Genomic DNA, 16,195 nt, shown 5'->3' on the forward strand with positions numbered 1-16,195 from the left:
CCGCGCCCCTCACGATGTGAGGCATGCAACTAGGAGAGGCGCGCGTTCGAATTCGAGATCAGGGAAACGCGCATCGCATAGGATTTTCATATGAATTCATTGTGAGGGCGTGATTCCGGTCTCAAAAATCACCTCCCCGCCTGCGATCGTCGCACGCACGCGGACCTCGCCTAAATCCTCCTGCGCGGCTCCCCAAGTACGATCTATCAGGCACAAGTCTGCTATGGCGCCGAGCGCAACGGAGCGCGCTCCGTCGCCCGGCGCATGCCCCTTGCCGATATAGAGGCCTAGCGCTTCATCGGATGATAATTGCTCTGCGGTAAAAGGCGCCGAGCGAGTAACGGCGGCGGCCATCGAGGCCCATGGGTTCAGCCCGCCAAAAGGCGCATCGCTGCCCGCTGCAAGCCGTACCCCCGCATCAAGAAGCCCCTTCAGCCGGTACAGCCAGGGTTGCATCTCCGCCTCCACTTCACGCCGATAGTCATCGCCGCGTTCGGAGATGAAATGCGGCTGGGTCACGACCGTCACGCCCAGATGGGCCATCCATTCGGCACAGTGCGGGGGCGCGATCCCAGCGTGCTCGATCCGGTCTCCATCCATGGGGCCCGCCTGTTCGATCGCGGCCAATGTGAGCATGAGTTCGGCGAGCGTGACGCAGTGCGCCGCAACGGGACGCCCGACGCCGTGGGCACGAGCAATTTCAGCTGCGAGAGCGTCGAGACCCGGCAGGTCATGATCGTGGTAATGGAGCTTGACCGCGCCGCGTGAGATCTTGCCGGTGGCGGGTGCCGCATCGAGTTCAGCCCCGCCCATCACGATCAGGCGCTGCGGCAGTTGGGCTGCGACGTACCGATGATAGTCCGCCAACCCATTGCGCGGGGTGGTATCCGTAACCCCGGTGACGCCGTGGCTGGCCAGCTTGTCCGCCAGCGGCCGCAGGTCGACCGCGCCATTCAGGCGTTCGCGGATCCAGCCATCCTGATCGATCAATCGGCCATCGCGCGGGACCTGTTCGCCCAGTATCTCGGCAGCGAGGCTGTTGACCACCCACATCCGCCCGCCTCGGTGCTGGATGCGCATGGGGCGCTTAGGGCCCATCGCATCGAGCCAGTCGCGGTCGAGATCGACACCGACGCTGGGGTGATAGCCAACGCCCCGTATCCACCCCTCTCCCGGCGCCGCGTGGAGCATCTCCGCCAAGTGATCGGCAGAATTCACCTCGGGCGGGCCGCACCTGACCGACAGGAGGGCGGCCGCCGCAGCATTCAGATGGATGTGATGATCGTGCAGGCCTGGCAGCAGCGCGTTGCCGTTCGCTTCAATGATCCGTTCGCCATCATAAGGCTGCAAGACCGGGCGAATGTCCGCGATCAATGCGCCCGTCAGGCGGACGTCGCGAAGTTGCCCGCCGAGTTCGGCTCCACGGATCAGCACCGGTCCAGCACCTCCCTTGTATCGGCGCCCGCCTGCCGTGCGACGCCCCGATCCACACGCAGCGGATAGAGCGGCGCGGTATCCGCCTCCGCCTGTCGCTGCCAATCGGCGTAAACGGCCCGATCCGCAATCCCGGCCTGCATCGCATGCGATGCCGTCCCGGCCAATGACAGGGGAAGGAGCGCCCCCTTCCCGCTCAGCCATCCGGCCCATGCCGCGAGGGCCGCATGAATGCCGGTCAGTGGATCGGCGATCGCATCGCCCACAAAAACCGCCTCCCCGCAGCATGCCTCCATCGCCGATACCAGGCCCGCTTCAACCGCCGCATCGTCGCCAAAGCCAATGCGGTCTTCATCGGCATAGGCGGTAATGCCGACCCAGACGGTGCCGCGCGCCACCGCGGCATCCCGGTCGATACCCAGCCGCCTGAGCGCTCGAGGGCGAGAAGCCTCAATCACGATATCCGCACGCTCGACGAGCTTGTGCAGCGCGCGCAGGGAATCGCCGTCGCCAAAGTCGACCATGACGCTGCGTTTGCCGGCATTGAGCAGATTGTAGAAACCCGGCGATCCCGCCCGGCCGCCATCGGGGCGCGTGCGGCTTTCCACCTTGATCACCTCCGCCCCCGCCATGTGCAGCAGCGACGCGGCAAGCGGCCCCGCCCAGAGCGCCGAAAAATCCACCACCAAGGGCCGCCCGCGGGTGCGCATCGCGGGGCCGACAGGGGAGAACAGCGCCGAGCCTGATGGTGCAGGCCGATCCTGCGCAATCGGCAGGCCGAGTTCGATGCCTTGCTCAATCACGCTATCGACCCGCATTAGCCTGATGGCGTTGGCGACAGACGTCAGATCGCCCGCGTCGCATCCGGCGAGGATCGAAACCAGAAGCATATCGTCGGGGCGCGCCAGATTGAGCGCGATCCGCCCGTCCGCCGCGTCGAACAAATGGCATGAGCCATTGGCGGACACCCGCCCTTGCCGGCTCAGGCCGAGCATGCGCGCCCGTTCGCCCAAAAGCATGGCCCCCTGTGCGGGAAAATGTGCATGCGGCGCCAGTGCTTTCAGCGCGAGCAACGCGCCATCGGCCGCCGAACCAAGCGCTGCGGGAGTCATGAGCGGCGGGCCGTCCGGCGCCCCTGAAACCGCCATGAGACCGGACCGCCGCCAGCCAAGCGCCGGCGGATCGCCAAGGCCGGCAATCGCGGCCGGGTCGCATCCGAGTTGGGAGAGGAGTAAGCGGGCATAGGCCCGTTCCGGATTACGCAACACGCCCTCATCGCCTGAAGCAAGGCAGGCATTCACGGTTCGCGCTGTCTCCATGTTGCTCATTTATCAAGCTGCAGAAAAATCAAGCGTCGCCTTGCCGCGGCCACACCATCGCTGCTCGCACCGGTCCCTTCATCTGTCATCATCCACCCCGAATGACCATAGATGTACGCAAAATTCGAACCATCATAACATTAGCGAGGAGTGGCCAGCTAACCACGGCGCGCGCGCCGTTGCCCGATATGCGCGATCGCCTTCATCATCCGCTTTTCCACCGAACTAACGGACATTTCGAAATGCGCGGCGATCTCGGAATAGCTCAGTCGCTCCAGGCGATTGAGGAGGAACACCTCGCGCGTTCGCCTCGGTAGTTCCTCAAGCGATCTGGAAATATGCTGAAGCGCCTCCCGGCTTTCCGAAACGCATATCTGGGTGGGCTCGTCGCTCGCCACGTCGAAGCCATCCAGCGAAACATGATGCGCCTCGTGCCGCGCCTCGGAGCGTCGGTACAAATCGATGAGAACGGAGCTGGCGACGGAGAACAGATAGGAATCGAGCTCTCGAATGCTTGCCCTTTCCTGTCGAAACAGGCGGACAAAGCTGTCCTGCGCGCAATCTTCGGCAATATCATGGGCAAGCCCCTGCCTGCGAAACCACTGGACCAGCGGGCGCCTGAAGCGCTCGGCCAAGATCGCGGTTGCACATGGCATGGCGGGCGACCGCGCGTAACTTTTCCGCATCTCTCCCCTCCGTTGGCCCGGCGCTTTTTGCACCTCAACCCAATGAGTTCTCGTACGACCCAGTTACGCAACGAACCGAAGGCATGGCCCAAATCCCATATGCCTCCCCGGCGCCCAGCGCATCTTGCGGCGCAGATCGGTATCCCATCCATGGGATCTGAAACCATCATCACTGAAGGGGATTTACAAGGCAAGATATTTTCCGATATCATTTCGAAAATATATTTGAAAGCAGCGAGTTTCCCGCAAAAGACACGTTTTACGGCGCCGCACCGAGGTGAGAACAAAACCCATCCACCCGGTCGGAACTGAATTTTCCAACATCGAATCATGGCATTGGGAGAGGAATATGGGGACGTTAGATGGCCTGAAGGTGCTCGATCTGAGTTGGGGCGTTTCGGGGCCGATGGCCGCCATGCTTCTCGGCGATCATGGTGCCGAGGTGACGCGGATCGAGCGTCCGGGCGGCGACCCCTTTCCCAATCTTCTTGGCTACAAGGTCTGGCACCGTGGCAAGAAAAGCGCCGAGTTCGACCTGAAGAACAGCGCCGATCTCGACCTGTTTCTTCGACTGGTTGTCGAAGCCGATATTCTCATCGAAAGCTTTTCACCCGGTGTGACCGCGCGGCTGGGTATCGATTATGCATCGCTTCGCCAGATCAACCCGCGGCTGATCTATTGCTCGATCACGGGCTATGGCGCAGGTACCGAAGATCAGGATCTTCCCGGCTATGACGCGCTGGTTGCCGCGCGATCGGGGCTCCAATATGAACAGCGCGGCTGGCCCGAAAGCGCCGTTCAGCGTATGAGCGGACTGCCCAATGAATTCGCGGAAACCGCAGACATCGATCCCGACTGGGTTCAGGGCGCCAATCGCGATGGCCCGCTTTTCGTCGCTTCGCCCTGGCCCTCGCTCGGCGCCTTCTACGCGGCCTCGACCGGCATTGCCGCAGCGCTGTTCGCGCGCCAGAAAACCGGGCGCGGCCAGCGTGTCGAAACGTCGTTGAAGCAAGGCGCGATGATCTGCAGTGCGGGCGTATGGCAAAAGGCCGAACAGCCCGATGCCCCCGGCTTCAATACATGGATCCTCGGGGCCCAGTCCCCCAAGGGCCACTTCCAGTGCAGCGATGGGCGCTGGGTGCACAACTGGGTGCCCAATCCGCGCTTCATCCTGCAGGCGTCGGCTGGCGACAGCCTTAATGCAACGCCCGACCTCACCGTCCAGAACGATCCCGACCGGTTCGGCATCGGCCCCGAAGAACTGCTGGTCATGGCGCATTATCAGCCATTGCTTGCCGATGCCGTCCGCCGCTTCACCGCGGCCGAATGGGTCGAGGCGGCGCGCGTCGCGGGGATGACGATGCAGGAATGCCGCCCGATCGAAGAGGCGCTCACCGACCCGCTGCTGCTCGACGATGGCTGCGTGACGACCGTCGAAGACCCCGAACTGGGCCCGATCAACCAGGTCGGCATCACCTATCGCCTGTCCAACAGCCCGGGCCAGGTGTCAGGCCCCGCGCATGCGCGCGGCGCGGATACCGCCGCAGTCAAGGCATATGCCACTGCGCTACCCAAGGCCGCCGCTGTTGCCGCCGCGAATGACGGCCCAACGGCGGACGCCCCGCTCAAGGGTATCCGCGTGCTCGATCTGGGGCTTGCCATTGCTGGCCCGTTCAGTTGCCAGTTGCTGTCCGACCTCGGCGCAGAGGTGATCAAGATCAACACGCTGTGGGACGGTTACTGGCACCGCACCCACATCGCCTATATGGCCAATCGCGGAAAGCGTTCGGCCGCGCTCATGCTGAAACACCCCAAGGCGCGCGCGATCCTGCAGGAACTCATCGCCACCGCCGACGTGATCCAGCACAATATGCGTTACGACGCCGCCACGCGGCTCGGCCTCGATTATGAGACGCTGTCGAAGGAATTCCCACGCCTCATCTATTGCCATTCGCGCGGCTTCGAGAAAGGTCCCCGCATGGGGCTGCCTGGTAATGACCAGACGGGCGCGGCGCTGGCGGGGATCCAGCACGCCGACGGCGCGGTAGCCGCAGGCGGCAAACCGTTATGGAGCCTGACCTCGCTCGGCGATACCGGCAACGGCTTCCTCGCGACCGTAGGTATCCTCAACGCGCTGATGGATCGCGAGAAAACCGGGCGCGGCCAGTTTGTCGACACCTCGATCATCAACGCGTGCCTGCTGACGACAAGCTATGCGGCGGCGCGTCCCGACGGGTCGGCGCTTGACCGCCCGACGCTCGACAAGAACCAGACGGGGCTGTCGCGGCACTATCGCCTGTACCAGACGAGCGACAATGGCTGGGTGCAAGTTGCCGCGATCACGCCCGCACAGCAGGCGGCCTTTGACGGGCTTGTCGGTTCTGATGCCGAGGCCGCGTTCGCGGGCCTGTCCGCAGGCCAGTGGCTGGAACGCCTCGCCATGGCGGGCGTCCCCGCAGAACTGTCTGATCCTCGCGCCTCGCTGGGCCTGTTCGACAACGCGCTCTATCGGTCGCGGGGGTGGACCACGCACAGCCAAGATCCCTATGTCGGGCGCATCGATCAGATCGGCCATTGCTACAGCCTGTCGGAAACGCCGCTGACCTTCCAGGGGGGGCCGTTGATCGTAGGCCGCGACACCGCCGCGCTGCTGGCCGAACTCGGCTATTCCGATACCGAAATCAGCGAGATGGCCGCCCAGAATGTCATTGGCTGCGACACCCCCGTCCCCGCCGAACCTGCCATCGCCTGAACATCTTCCCAACGGAGACATTCGAGAATGAAATCTGGACACAAGCCCTGGATATTTGCGCTGTCGGCCTTGGTGCTATCCCCCCTGCTCCTGGCATCGGCCCCGGCAAAGGATCCGCTGCTCGGCAAATGGCAGTCGCAGGAACGCGGCGGCGTCACGGCCTTTGAGCGCTGCGGCGATGCCATTTGCGGACGTGTGATCGATGGAGACTCGCTGCGCGCCAACCCCGATCTGCGCGACGTTAAAAATGGCAATGCCAGCCTGCGGTCCCGCAAGGTCAAGGGCATGATCGTGCTCCACAACTTCAAGGGCGGCCCCAAGCAATGGAAGGGCGGGCCGCTTTATGATCCCGAGCGCGGCATGGGTGTGCAGAGCGGCACCATCACCCTTGTCGACCAGAATACGATCAAGGTCACCGGATGCTTTGGCGGTTTCATCTGCCAGTCCGAAGTGATGAGCCGGGTGCGCTAAATCCGATCTCGCCGAGGGGGCGAAACCTGCCCGTCGATGCTTCGGCATCGACGGGATTTTCCGTCAATGGGCGATTTTTGCGACGGCCAGAAGCGACAGCAGGCCAACGGAGAGCCCGCGTACGCTTTCTGCCTTGGCCACATCGATATATTCATCGGTCGAATGCGCGCGGGCACCCGAGCCACCCGAACCGATCGTGATGGCGGGAATACCCATGCTGATCGGGATATTCGCATCGGTCGACGACGCACCGAATTCCGGGGTATAGCCAAACGCGCGAACGGCCGCCGCCGTCAGCGCGGCGACGGGCGCGGTTTCCGCCGTGTTGCCGGCCGGGCGATCACCGATCTTCTGCTTCTCGACACTGATCGCGCCTTCACGCGTCGACCGCGCGGCATTTTCGGATGCCACGGCCTTGTCGACGATCTGCAGCAACTGCCCTTCGAGCTTGTTCAATTCGGCCGCGCTGCTCGATCGCATATCGAACTCGACAAAGACCGAATTCGGGATCGAATTGACCGAGGTGCCACCGCCGGTCACCGATGCGGCATAGGTGGTCTTGGGCGTTGCCGGCGGCGTGATACGATAGAGATTGTCGATCGCGCGCGCCATGGCCGCCATCGGGTTGACGAGGCCGAATGCACCAAAGCTGTGCCCGCCCGGCCCCTTGAACGTCATGCGATACCGTTTGGATCCCACGGCGCCATTGGTGATGCGCGCGGGATTAAGCCCGTCGACCGAGTAAAAGGCCGCAACGCGGTCTTTATATTTTCCTTCGGTGAAGAAATGGCGCACGCCGCGCAGGTCGCCCTGCCCTTCCTCGCCCACCGTCGCGACGAACAGGATATCTTGACCCGTCTCGATATCTGCGGCCTGAAGCGCGCGCGCATAGGCCAGCAGCGCGGCCAGCCCCCGAGAATCGTCGCCGATACCCGGCGCATAGAGGCGCGTGCCCTCCCGCCGAACCTTGATCGGGGTCTCTTCAGGAAAAACCGTGTCGAGATGCGCGGAGATGACCACGACCTTGCCGCCTGCCGGGGCTGTCCCCCGCCGCAGCGCCATGACATTGCCGACGGCATCGGTCTCGATGTCGGCCAGGCCCACGGCCTTCAGCTTTTCAGCAAATGCCCGACCGCGCTTTTCCTCGCCAAAGGGGGGCGCCGGAATTTCGGTCAGCGCAATGATTTCATCAATGAAATGATCGTGTTGCGCATCGATATTGCGTACGGCCTTTTGATAGGCCGGCAAGGCGCGGATCGCCGCAATGCTGCGATCTTCCTTGGTCGCAGCCCCCGCCGCTGCCGGCACCGTGGCCAGCAACAGCGAAAGGCTGATAAGTTGAAGCGCGCCGAAGCGTTTATGGGCAATCCGTGCACGCTCCATAGCAGCTTACTTCTTGCCGAGCGTAAGGCCACCGAAGCGCTTGTTGAAGCGTGCGACCTGACCACCTGCGTCGAGCAGGCGCTGGTTGCCACCGGTCCATGCCGGGTGTGCCAGCGGATCGATTTCGAGCTGCATCGTGTCGCCTTCCTTGCCCCAGGTGGAGCGGGTTTCGAACACGGTGCCGTCCGTCATCTGCACCTTGATCATGTGATAGTCGGGGTGAATGCCTTTTTTTGCCACGTCATTTTCTCCGTAAATGGCTGGTTACCGACCAGCCGGAAAACAAAAATTACCCATGGCGGATGCCATGTGCGTTACGGCGGGCGCTCTAGACGCCTGCTCGCGGATTGACAAGCCCGGCTGGACGGTTGCCGGGCACGGGCTTGTCATCCGATCAGTTGCTCGGCGGATCCGCAATCATCGCGGTGAAGTTCGCTTCAGCCACGACCTTGCCGTCGATCAGCGCCTTGCCTGCAAATTTGCAAACCGATGCACGCTTCTGGACGAATTCCACTTCAAGACGAAGCAGAACGCCGGGTTCGACGGGTACGCGGAACTTCACGCCGTCGATCGACATGAAATAGACGAGTTTTCCCGAACCCGAGAGACCAAGGCTTTCCACCGCCAGAACGCCTGCAGCCTGCGCCAGCGCCTCAACGATGAGAACGCCGGGCATGATCGGGCGGCCAGGGAAATGGCCCTGAAAGAACGGTTCGTTGATCGTGACCGCCTTGATGGCCGCGATCGACCGGTCGGGGATGATTTCCTCGACACGGTCGACCAGCAGCATCGGATAACGGTGCGGGATCGCCGCCAGAACGCGTCGGATGTCGAAAGGTCCGATCGCGGCCTTATCCGTAGCTTCGCTCATGGATTATCAGCGACCCTGAGGCTGCTGCGCGGGCGCCGCCGGTGCCTGCTGCTGCTGACCCGGACGCCAGCCTGCGGGCGGCACGATGTTTGCCGACGGGACGAGGCGGTTGAGCTCGGTGGTTACTGCAGCGGTGATATCGGCCGCCGGCTGATAGGCGACGGTGGCACCGGGAACGACAACCAGATCAACCTGCTTCGCGCGCATCGCACCGCGAACGGCTTCATCCATCTTGGGTGCGATCTGCTCGAGAACATAAGCGCGCGACAGGGCCACGGGTTCGCTCAGGCGGTTCAGTTCCTGTTCGGCGGCGGCATTCTTCTTCTGCAGCGCTTCGGCGCTCGGACGAACCGATGCTTCGGTTGCGTTGGGCGCCTTGGCGGCAGTCTGATAGGCGTTGATCAACGGCTGCAGTTCGCCCTGAAGCGCGGTACGACGCGCGTTCAGCTGATCGATCTGCGCCTTATAGGTCGTCTGCATCTGCGTCATCGCGGTCTTGAACGCGTTCGAATCAAGAACGGCCTTGTTGTCATCGACAACGCCGATCGCGCGCGCCTGCGCATGGGCCTGGCTGGCGACCATCATGGGCGCCGTAGCGGCAAGCGCAAGGAGCAGCGCCTTGCGGTACATCTTCTTGGTCATCAGAATTGGGTCCCTACGTTGAAAGTGAACAATTTGGTATCGTCGCCATCTTCTTTGACAAGCGCCTTTGCGATGTCGATGCGGAACGGCCCGAAGGGCGAATTCCAATTCACGCCAAAGCCGACCGAAACGCGCGGCTTGGCAGAATTGCCAACAAAGCGTTCGAGGAACGGATTGATCGTGTTACCCAGTGCGGTGTTGGCGGCACCGGTGGTTGGGCACCCGCCGCTGGCATCGGCGACACCGATCGGACAGAAGGTCGTCGCCGTCTGATCCGGCGTCAGGTAAAGCGCGCGCCCCTGAGAATCGCGCGTGGGCAGGAAGATGGCATCGGGATCACCGTCGCCATCATTGTCGGTAAACTCCTGAAGCTTCGGCTTGCGAACGCCGAACACCGCACCCGCATCGATAAAGATCGAAGGACGCAGCCCCATTTCACGCGCGCCCGAACCGAGCGGAATTTCAAGCTCTGCGCGGGTCATATAATAGGTACGCCCACCCAGTGCGTCATCGCTCACATTCTTGGTCGAAACCTGCAGATTGCCGTTCGCGTCACGGACATAGCCATTTGCGTCCGTGAGGTACTGGAAGCGTTGGACGCGCGGGCCGATACCGCGAATGTCAAAGCCGCGGATCTGCGGTTCACCAAGGAAGAAGCGATCGGTCAGACGGATACGATCGATCGGGCTGCCGTCAACACCCACACGGGCACCGCCCAGCGGCTGGATATGGCCGCCTTCTGCGCTCAGCGAGAAGATGAAGTTGCCGAGGACCTTCCAGTATTTCGAGGCGCGCGCCACGGTCCGCAGGTAATTCACGCTGCCCCCAAGGCCAGCGAAATCCTGACTGAGGCTCATGCGGTTGCCACTCGACGGACGAATGCGGTTGTTCGTGTTGTCGAACGCCAACGTGTAGCCGATCGACGACGTCGTCCGCTTGCCGATTGCGTCGCACAAGTAGCGCCCTGCGAGCAGCGGTTCACAGCGCGAGATACCGTTGGCATCGGTCGAGTAGAAGGTATTCTTGTCGAGGCTGACATCATCATAGGTCAGGCCATAGCGCAGCTGCCCCTGCCAATATTCGGTGATGGGCACGCCCAGACGCACCTGAAAACCGGTCGAAACCTGCTCATAGGTGGTGTTTCGGTCGTTATTGACGAAATTGAACGAGTTATAGTCGCGGCGGAAGATATCACCGCCCAGCGCGATATTCTTGTCGAACAGATAGGGCTCGGTGAAACCAAGCTCGATAGACTTCGAATAGCTCGAATAATTCACCGCCGCGCGCAGCAACTGCCCCTTACCGCGGAAGTTGCGCTGCGTGATCGACGCGTTGATGATGAAGCGTTCAAGGCTGGAGAAACCGGCCGAGAGCTGAAGCTCGCCGGTCGACTTTTCCTCGACATTGGTTTCGAGCACGATGCGATCAGGCGCCGAGCCCTGCTTCTGCTCGATCTCCAGATTTTCCTGGAAATAGCCGAGCGACTTGATGCGATCCGCCGAGCGGCGCACCTGGAAGCTGTTGAAGGCATCGCCTTCCGCCAGACGGAACTCGCGACGGATGACCTTGTCCTGGGTCTGCGTGTTGCCGTTGATGTCGATGCGCTCGACATAGACGCGGTCCGAATCGGCCACCTGGAAGGTGATCGACATGGTCTTGGCGTCCTTGTCGCGGTTGAAGTCCGGGCGGACATCGGCGAAGGCGTACCCGACGAGGCCGGCGGTTTCCTTGATCCCGTCGACCGTGTCTTCGACGGCCTTGGCGTTATACCAGTCGTCCTTCTTGATCTTGATCAGACGCTGGATCGTATCCGAACCGAAATCACGGATTTCGCTTTCGACGTTGACGTCGCCGAACTTGTAGCGATCGCCTTCTTCCACCACATAGGTGATGATGAAATCGCGCTTGTCCGGCGTCAGTTCGGCCACCGCCGAAATCACGCGGAAATCGGCATAGCCTTCGGTCAGGTAGAACTGGCGCAGCTTTTGCTGGTCATAGGCCAGACGGTCCGGATCATAGCTGTCGCCCGAGCTGAAGAAGCGGTAGAAACGCGACTGCTTGGTCGCCATCTGACCGCGCAGGTCGCCATCCGAAAATTTCTCGTTGCCGAGAATATTGATCTGACGAACCTTCGACTTCGGGCCTTCGTTGATTTCGAAGACGATATCGACGCGATTCTGATCCAGCTGGACCATTTTCGGCTCGACGGTCGCGGCAAAGCGGCCCTGGCGACGGTAAAGCTCGATGATGCGCGCCACGTCGGCGCGCGCCTTGGTGCGCGTGAAGATCTGGCGCGGTGCCAGGCGGATTTCCGGACGGATCTTGTCTTCCTTCAGGCGCTTATTGCCTTCCAGAATGATGCGGTTGATCACCGGGTTCTCACGGACCTCGATCGTCAGCGCGCCGGCATTGTCGCGAATTTGGACGTCTGCGAACAGCTCGGTCGCGAACAGGTCCTTCAGCGCCTGATCGAGCATTTCGCGCGTGTACGGCGCGCCGGCGCGCAGCGCGGTGTACGAACGCACCGTATCCGCCTCAAGCCGCTGCGACCCGACCACCTGGATCGAGCGGATCACCTGTGTCTGCGCGGGTTGACCGGAAAGCTGGGAAACCGCCGGCGGCGCCACCTGCCCCTGAGCCCCCTGCGCCAGTGCGCCTGAGGCCTGGCCGGCAAGAACGGTGCCGACGAGCAGGGCCGCCGATGTGCGTTTGCAGAAGCTGATCGTGTTATTCGCTTTCACGCGTTCCCACCCTAGAATTGAATGCCGTCCCTATGACGGCTTTTACGCAGCCCTGCCCGATCAGCGTCAGCCGATCAAGCCGGACAGCCGTTCCCAAACCTTGAACGACGATAAATCGTTGATTGTCACGAAGATCATGAGCGACAGCAGAACCAGCAGGCCGGAACGGAATGCCCATTCCTGCGCCGCCACGCCAAGCGGTTTCCGGCGTATCGCCTCGATCGCATAGAAGAGAAGATGTCCGCCATCGAGCATGGGAACTGGCAAGAGATTGATGAATCCCAGATTAATCGAAATCAGTGCGACGAAGAAGATGAAGTTCTCAAAGCCCTGAGAAACCTGCTCCCCCGAAACCTGCGCGATACGCAGCGGCCCGCCAAGCTCCTTCGCCGAACGCCGCCCCGTGAGCACCTGACCCAGCGTATCCACCATCGTGCGCAGGATCGCTCCGGTGCGCTCAACGGCCACAGCCGGCGCCTCGACAATGCTGACCGGAACGATCACCGGGCGTGGTGAATAAATGCCCAGCGCGCCGATTTTATATTCATTTCCAAAGCGATCGGTCTCGATCCTAACGCCGGTCTGAAGTGCGATCCTATCGGCCGCACCGTCGCGCACAATGTCGACGTCAACCGTCATCGCGGGGCGATACTGGATATAGCCGGCAATATCATTGAACGTCGCCATAGCGCGCCCATCGATTGCGACGATCCGATCGCCAATCTCGATGCCACCGCGCTCGGCAGCCGATCCAGCGATGAGCTTCTCGACAACGGGCGGCGTCTGGCTTTGGCCGTAAGCGACCGCAAAGGCACCCAGAACCAGAAGCGCGAACAGGAAATTGACCGCCGGTCCGGCGAATACAATCAGCGCACGCTGCCAGACAGGCTTTGCCTGAAAGGTCCGCGCCTTTTCCTCAGGCGGCAGTGCCAACCACTCTGGCGACGTCTGGCCTGCGGGGCTCATATCGCCAGCGAATTTCACATAGCCGCCAAGCGGCATCCAGCCAATCTTCCAGCGCGTGCCGCGCTTATCGGTCCAGCCATGAATTTCGCGGCCAAAGCCGATCGAAAAAGCCTCTGCATGAACGCCGAAAAAGCGCCCGACCAGATAATGGCCCATTTCGTGGATGAAGACGAGCGGCCCGATAACGAGCACGAACGCCAATATTGTAAGCAGGATACCCGGGTTTTCGGTCAAGCAGCTTTGGCCTTAATCCATTCCTGCGCCCGCAGGCGCGCCTCCCGGTCGATCGCAAACACATCATCGAGCGATGCCGGAACTGATGGGTCATACCCGTGCAGAACAGCCTCGACAACCGTGACGATATCCAGAAACCCGATCCGCCGTTCCAGAAACGCGGCCACCGCAATTTCATTGGCGGCATTGAATATCGCCGGCTTTGCGCCATCCGCGATCACGACCTCTCGCGCGACGCGCAGCGCGGGGAAACGATCGAGATCCGGCTGCTCGAAATCGAGCCTGGATATCTTTGCGAAATCCAGGCTTTCGCATGGCGTGTCCATGCGCTGCGGCCAGGCCAGACTATGCGCGATGGGGGTGCGCATATCGGGCGTGCCGAGTTGCGCGAGTACCGAGCCATCGACATATTCCACCATCGAGTGGACGACCGACTGGGGATGCACGATGATTTCGATCCGCTGCTCGCTGATCGGGAACAGGTGATGGGCCTCGATCAACTCAAGCCCCTTGTTCATCATCGTCGCGGAATCGATCGAGATCTTCGCACCCATCGACCAGTTCGGATGCTTCACCGCCTGCTCGGGTGTCACCGACGCCATGGCCTCGCGCGAAGCGGTACGAAATGGACCGCCACTTGCCGTCAGAATGATCCGCCGCACCTTGTCGAGCGCGGCCATGTCGAGGCACTGAAATATCGCATTATGCTCGGAATCGACGGGCAGCAGCGTGGCGTCATGCGCAGCCACTGCCTCGATCATCAGCGATCCCGCCGAAACCAGCGCTTCCTTGTTCGCCAGCGCGACGGTGCCGCCACGTCGTACGGCTTCCATGACGGGCGACAACCCTGCGCAGCCCACAATGGCGGCCATGGTCCAGTCGACCGACCGTGCCGCCGCCTCGGCGATTGCCCCGGCGCCGGCGGCGGCCTCGACACCGCTCCCCGACAAGGCCTGTTGTAATGCCGCGAAGCGGCTTTCATCGCCGATCACGGCAAGCTGCGCCCGCGTCCGGATCGCGGCCTTGGCCAATCCCTCAACGTCGCTGTTTGCCGTCAACGCTTCGACCCGAAAGCCCTCGGGATTGCGTTCGATCAGGTCGAGCGTCGAGGTGCCCACCGAACCGGTGACACCAAGGATGGTCACACTTTTGGGGGCATCAGTCACAGCATGAATTCCGTAATCACCAGCAGCGCAACCATGGGGGCTACCGGCACGACGCCGTCAAGCCGGTCCATCACCCCGCCATGGCCTGGCAAGATCGTGCCGCTGTCCTTGACCCCGGCGCGCCGCTTCAAAATGCTTTCATAAAGATCCCCGCCCTGCGCCACCGCAGCCAGCGCGAAACTCGCGAGTGCCAGCCCCAGCGGCAAGCCGCCCCAGCGATGAAAAGTCAGCCCGGTCAACAGCGCGGCAACCATGCCGCCGCCAAGGCCAGACCAGGTCTTGCTCGGGCTCCAGGCGGGCGCCAGCTTTGGACCGCCCACGAAACGGCCGGTAAAATAGGCGCCGATATCGGTCGCCCAGACGATTGCGAGCGTCCAGAAGGCGAGGATCAGCCCGCTCTCCTGCTCGCGCAGGAACAGCAGTGCCGCGACCGGCAACCCGGCATAGAGCACGCCCCCACCCAGTTGCGCGCGGCGGGAAATGATCGCCACGAAAAAGGCCGCCCCTGCAAGCAATCCGAGCGCAAAGAAACTTGGCCCCGCCGCCAGCGGCGACAATATGGCCAACGGCACGGACAAGGCGAACATCGCAACCTGCCTGTCGCGCGCGCCAACCTTTGCCAGGTCAGCCCATTCGCCCATCATCAGGAGTGCCATCGCACTGCCGAGCACCCAAAAGGCCACCCCGCCCGCGACAAGCGCCGTCACGGCAACCGCGATCAGGATAATCCCAACGACCGCGCGCTTTGGCAGATCCCCCATGCCACCCGGCTTTGGCGAACCCGTCATAATCCTCCGAAACGTCGTTCCCGCTGCCCGAAATGCGCCAGCGCATCGACAAGGCATTGTTTGTCAAAATCCGGCCAGAGCGTATCGACGAAATGCAGTTCCGCATAGGCCGCCTGCCACAACAGGAAGTTGGACAGGCGCTTTTCACCCGATGTCCGGATCAACAGATCCAGCGGCGGCAGGTCTTGCGTGTCCAGATGCGTGTCGATCATCTGCTCATCGATCGCCGCCGGAGCGATTTCGCCCGTCTGCACCCGATCAGCAATGGCACGCACCGCGCGCACCATCTCGAACTGCGCACCGTAGTTGAGCGCAATGGCCAGCGTCATCGCGCGGTTGCCCGCCGTCCGCTCCATCGCGCCGTCGATCAGGCTCACGAGATCCGGCGCAAGGGCCTTATAATCGCCGATCACGCGCAGGCGCACACCGGCATTGGCGAATTCATCGATATCCGAGAGGATGAAAAGGCGAAGCAACCCCATGAGATCGCTCACCTCTTCTTGAGGCCGTCGCCAGTTTTCCGACGAAAATGCGTATAGCGTCAGCGCCTCGATACCGAGATCGCCTGCCGCGCGGACGATGCGGCGCGCGGCTTCCACGCCCTGCCGGTGCCCGGCAACACGAGGAAGCAACCGCTTTTTCGCCCAACGCCCATTGCCATCCATGATGATGGCAACATGTCTTGGCGCCGCCCCCTGCCCCGCTTCCGGACGAGGTGAGCTGGCAGTGGCGCGCGCAATCC

The 16,195-nt window shown here is 62.3% G+C and carries 14 protein-coding genes; 2 read left to right on the forward strand and 12 right to left on the reverse strand.

Translation table 11 applies throughout. The annotated features are described in order from the left end of the window. Window positions 1–96 precede the first annotated feature (96 nt). The 3 genes from QYC26_RS00710 to QYC26_RS00720 all read right to left on the reverse strand — a co-directional run bounded on the left by QYC26_RS00710 (window position 97) and on the right by QYC26_RS00720 (window position 3,439). Window positions 97–1,434 carry an amidohydrolase family protein gene (locus QYC26_RS00710; RefSeq protein WP_317513496.1) on the reverse strand — a complete coding sequence of 446 codons (1,338 nt, stop codon included), beginning with the start codon at window positions 1,432–1,434 and terminating at the stop codon, window positions 97–99. Next, window positions 1,428–2,702: a CoA transferase gene (locus tag QYC26_RS00715; RefSeq protein WP_317513497.1), complete on the reverse strand. Its 1,275-nt coding sequence runs from the start codon at window positions 2,700–2,702 to the stop codon at window positions 1,428–1,430. The genes QYC26_RS00710 and QYC26_RS00715 overlap by 7 nt, the downstream gene beginning before the upstream one ends. 209 nt (window positions 2,703–2,911) lie before the next feature. Next, the gene (locus tag QYC26_RS00720) at window positions 2,912–3,439 is read right to left on the reverse strand and encodes an RNA polymerase sigma factor (protein ID WP_317513498.1); all 528 of its coding nucleotides are present in this window, start codon (window positions 3,437–3,439) and stop codon (window positions 2,912–2,914) included. Between the two features lie 349 nt (window positions 3,440–3,788). On the opposite strand from QYC26_RS00720, the gene QYC26_RS00725 reads away from it, so the two are divergent. Beyond that, the gene (locus tag QYC26_RS00725; RefSeq protein WP_317513499.1) at window positions 3,789–6,191 is read left to right on the forward strand and encodes a CoA transferase; all 2,403 of its coding nucleotides are present in this window, start codon (window positions 3,789–3,791) and stop codon (window positions 6,189–6,191) included. A 27-nt stretch (window positions 6,192–6,218) separates the two neighbouring features. Continuing rightward, window positions 6,219–6,662, forward strand: coding sequence for a DUF2147 domain-containing protein (locus tag QYC26_RS00730; RefSeq protein WP_317513500.1), 444 nt, complete (start codon window positions 6,219–6,221; stop codon window positions 6,660–6,662). A gap of 63 nt (window positions 6,663–6,725) precedes the next feature. Here the strand turns inward: QYC26_RS00730 and QYC26_RS00735 are convergent, their stop codons facing one another. The 9 genes from QYC26_RS00735 to QYC26_RS00775 all read right to left on the reverse strand — a co-directional run bounded on the left by QYC26_RS00735 (window position 6,726) and on the right by QYC26_RS00775 (window position 16,193). Beyond that, entirely contained in the window at window positions 6,726–8,045 is a 1,320-nt protein-coding gene (locus QYC26_RS00735) for a M20/M25/M40 family metallo-hydrolase (protein ID WP_317513501.1), read from the reverse strand. Window positions 8,046–8,051: 6 nt separating this feature from the next. Next, window positions 8,052–8,285: a 50S ribosomal protein L31 gene (gene rpmE / locus QYC26_RS00740; protein ID WP_317513502.1), complete on the reverse strand. Its 234-nt coding sequence runs from the start codon at window positions 8,283–8,285 to the stop codon at window positions 8,052–8,054. A 154-nt stretch (window positions 8,286–8,439) separates the two neighbouring features. Beyond that, entirely contained in the window at window positions 8,440–8,916 is a 477-nt protein-coding gene (gene fabZ, locus QYC26_RS00745) for a 3-hydroxyacyl-ACP dehydratase FabZ (RefSeq protein ID WP_317513503.1), read from the reverse strand. 6 nt (window positions 8,917–8,922) lie between these two features. After that, the gene (locus QYC26_RS00750) at window positions 8,923–9,558 is read right to left on the reverse strand and encodes an OmpH family outer membrane protein (protein WP_317513504.1); all 636 of its coding nucleotides are present in this window, start codon (window positions 9,556–9,558) and stop codon (window positions 8,923–8,925) included. Further along, window positions 9,558–12,299: an outer membrane protein assembly factor BamA gene (gene bamA, locus QYC26_RS00755; RefSeq protein WP_317513505.1), complete on the reverse strand. Its 2,742-nt coding sequence runs from the start codon at window positions 12,297–12,299 to the stop codon at window positions 9,558–9,560. Before bamA ends, QYC26_RS00750 begins: the two co-directional genes overlap by 1 nt. Before the next feature lie 66 nt (window positions 12,300–12,365). Continuing rightward, entirely contained in the window at window positions 12,366–13,499 is a 1,134-nt protein-coding gene (rseP, locus tag QYC26_RS00760; RefSeq protein ID WP_317513506.1) for an RIP metalloprotease RseP, read from the reverse strand. Further along, on the reverse strand, window positions 13,496–14,665 hold the full coding sequence (locus QYC26_RS00765; RefSeq protein WP_317513507.1) for a 1-deoxy-D-xylulose-5-phosphate reductoisomerase: 1,170 nt from the start codon (window positions 14,663–14,665) through the stop codon (window positions 13,496–13,498). The genes rseP and QYC26_RS00765 overlap by 4 nt, the downstream gene beginning before the upstream one ends. Then, window positions 14,662–15,453, reverse strand: a complete 792-nt coding sequence (locus tag QYC26_RS00770; protein ID WP_317513508.1) for a phosphatidate cytidylyltransferase — start codon at window positions 15,451–15,453, stop codon at window positions 14,662–14,664. Before QYC26_RS00770 ends, QYC26_RS00765 begins: the two co-directional genes overlap by 4 nt. After that, window positions 15,450–16,193: an isoprenyl transferase gene (locus tag QYC26_RS00775; protein ID WP_317514968.1), complete on the reverse strand. Its 744-nt coding sequence runs from the start codon at window positions 16,191–16,193 to the stop codon at window positions 15,450–15,452. The genes QYC26_RS00770 and QYC26_RS00775 overlap by 4 nt, the downstream gene beginning before the upstream one ends. Window positions 16,194–16,195 lie beyond the last annotated feature (2 nt).

It is taken from the genome of Sphingomonas sp. C3-2, assembly GCF_033025475.1.
In the GTDB taxonomy this organism is placed as follows: Bacteria; Pseudomonadota; Alphaproteobacteria; order Sphingomonadales; family Sphingomonadaceae; genus Sphingobium_A.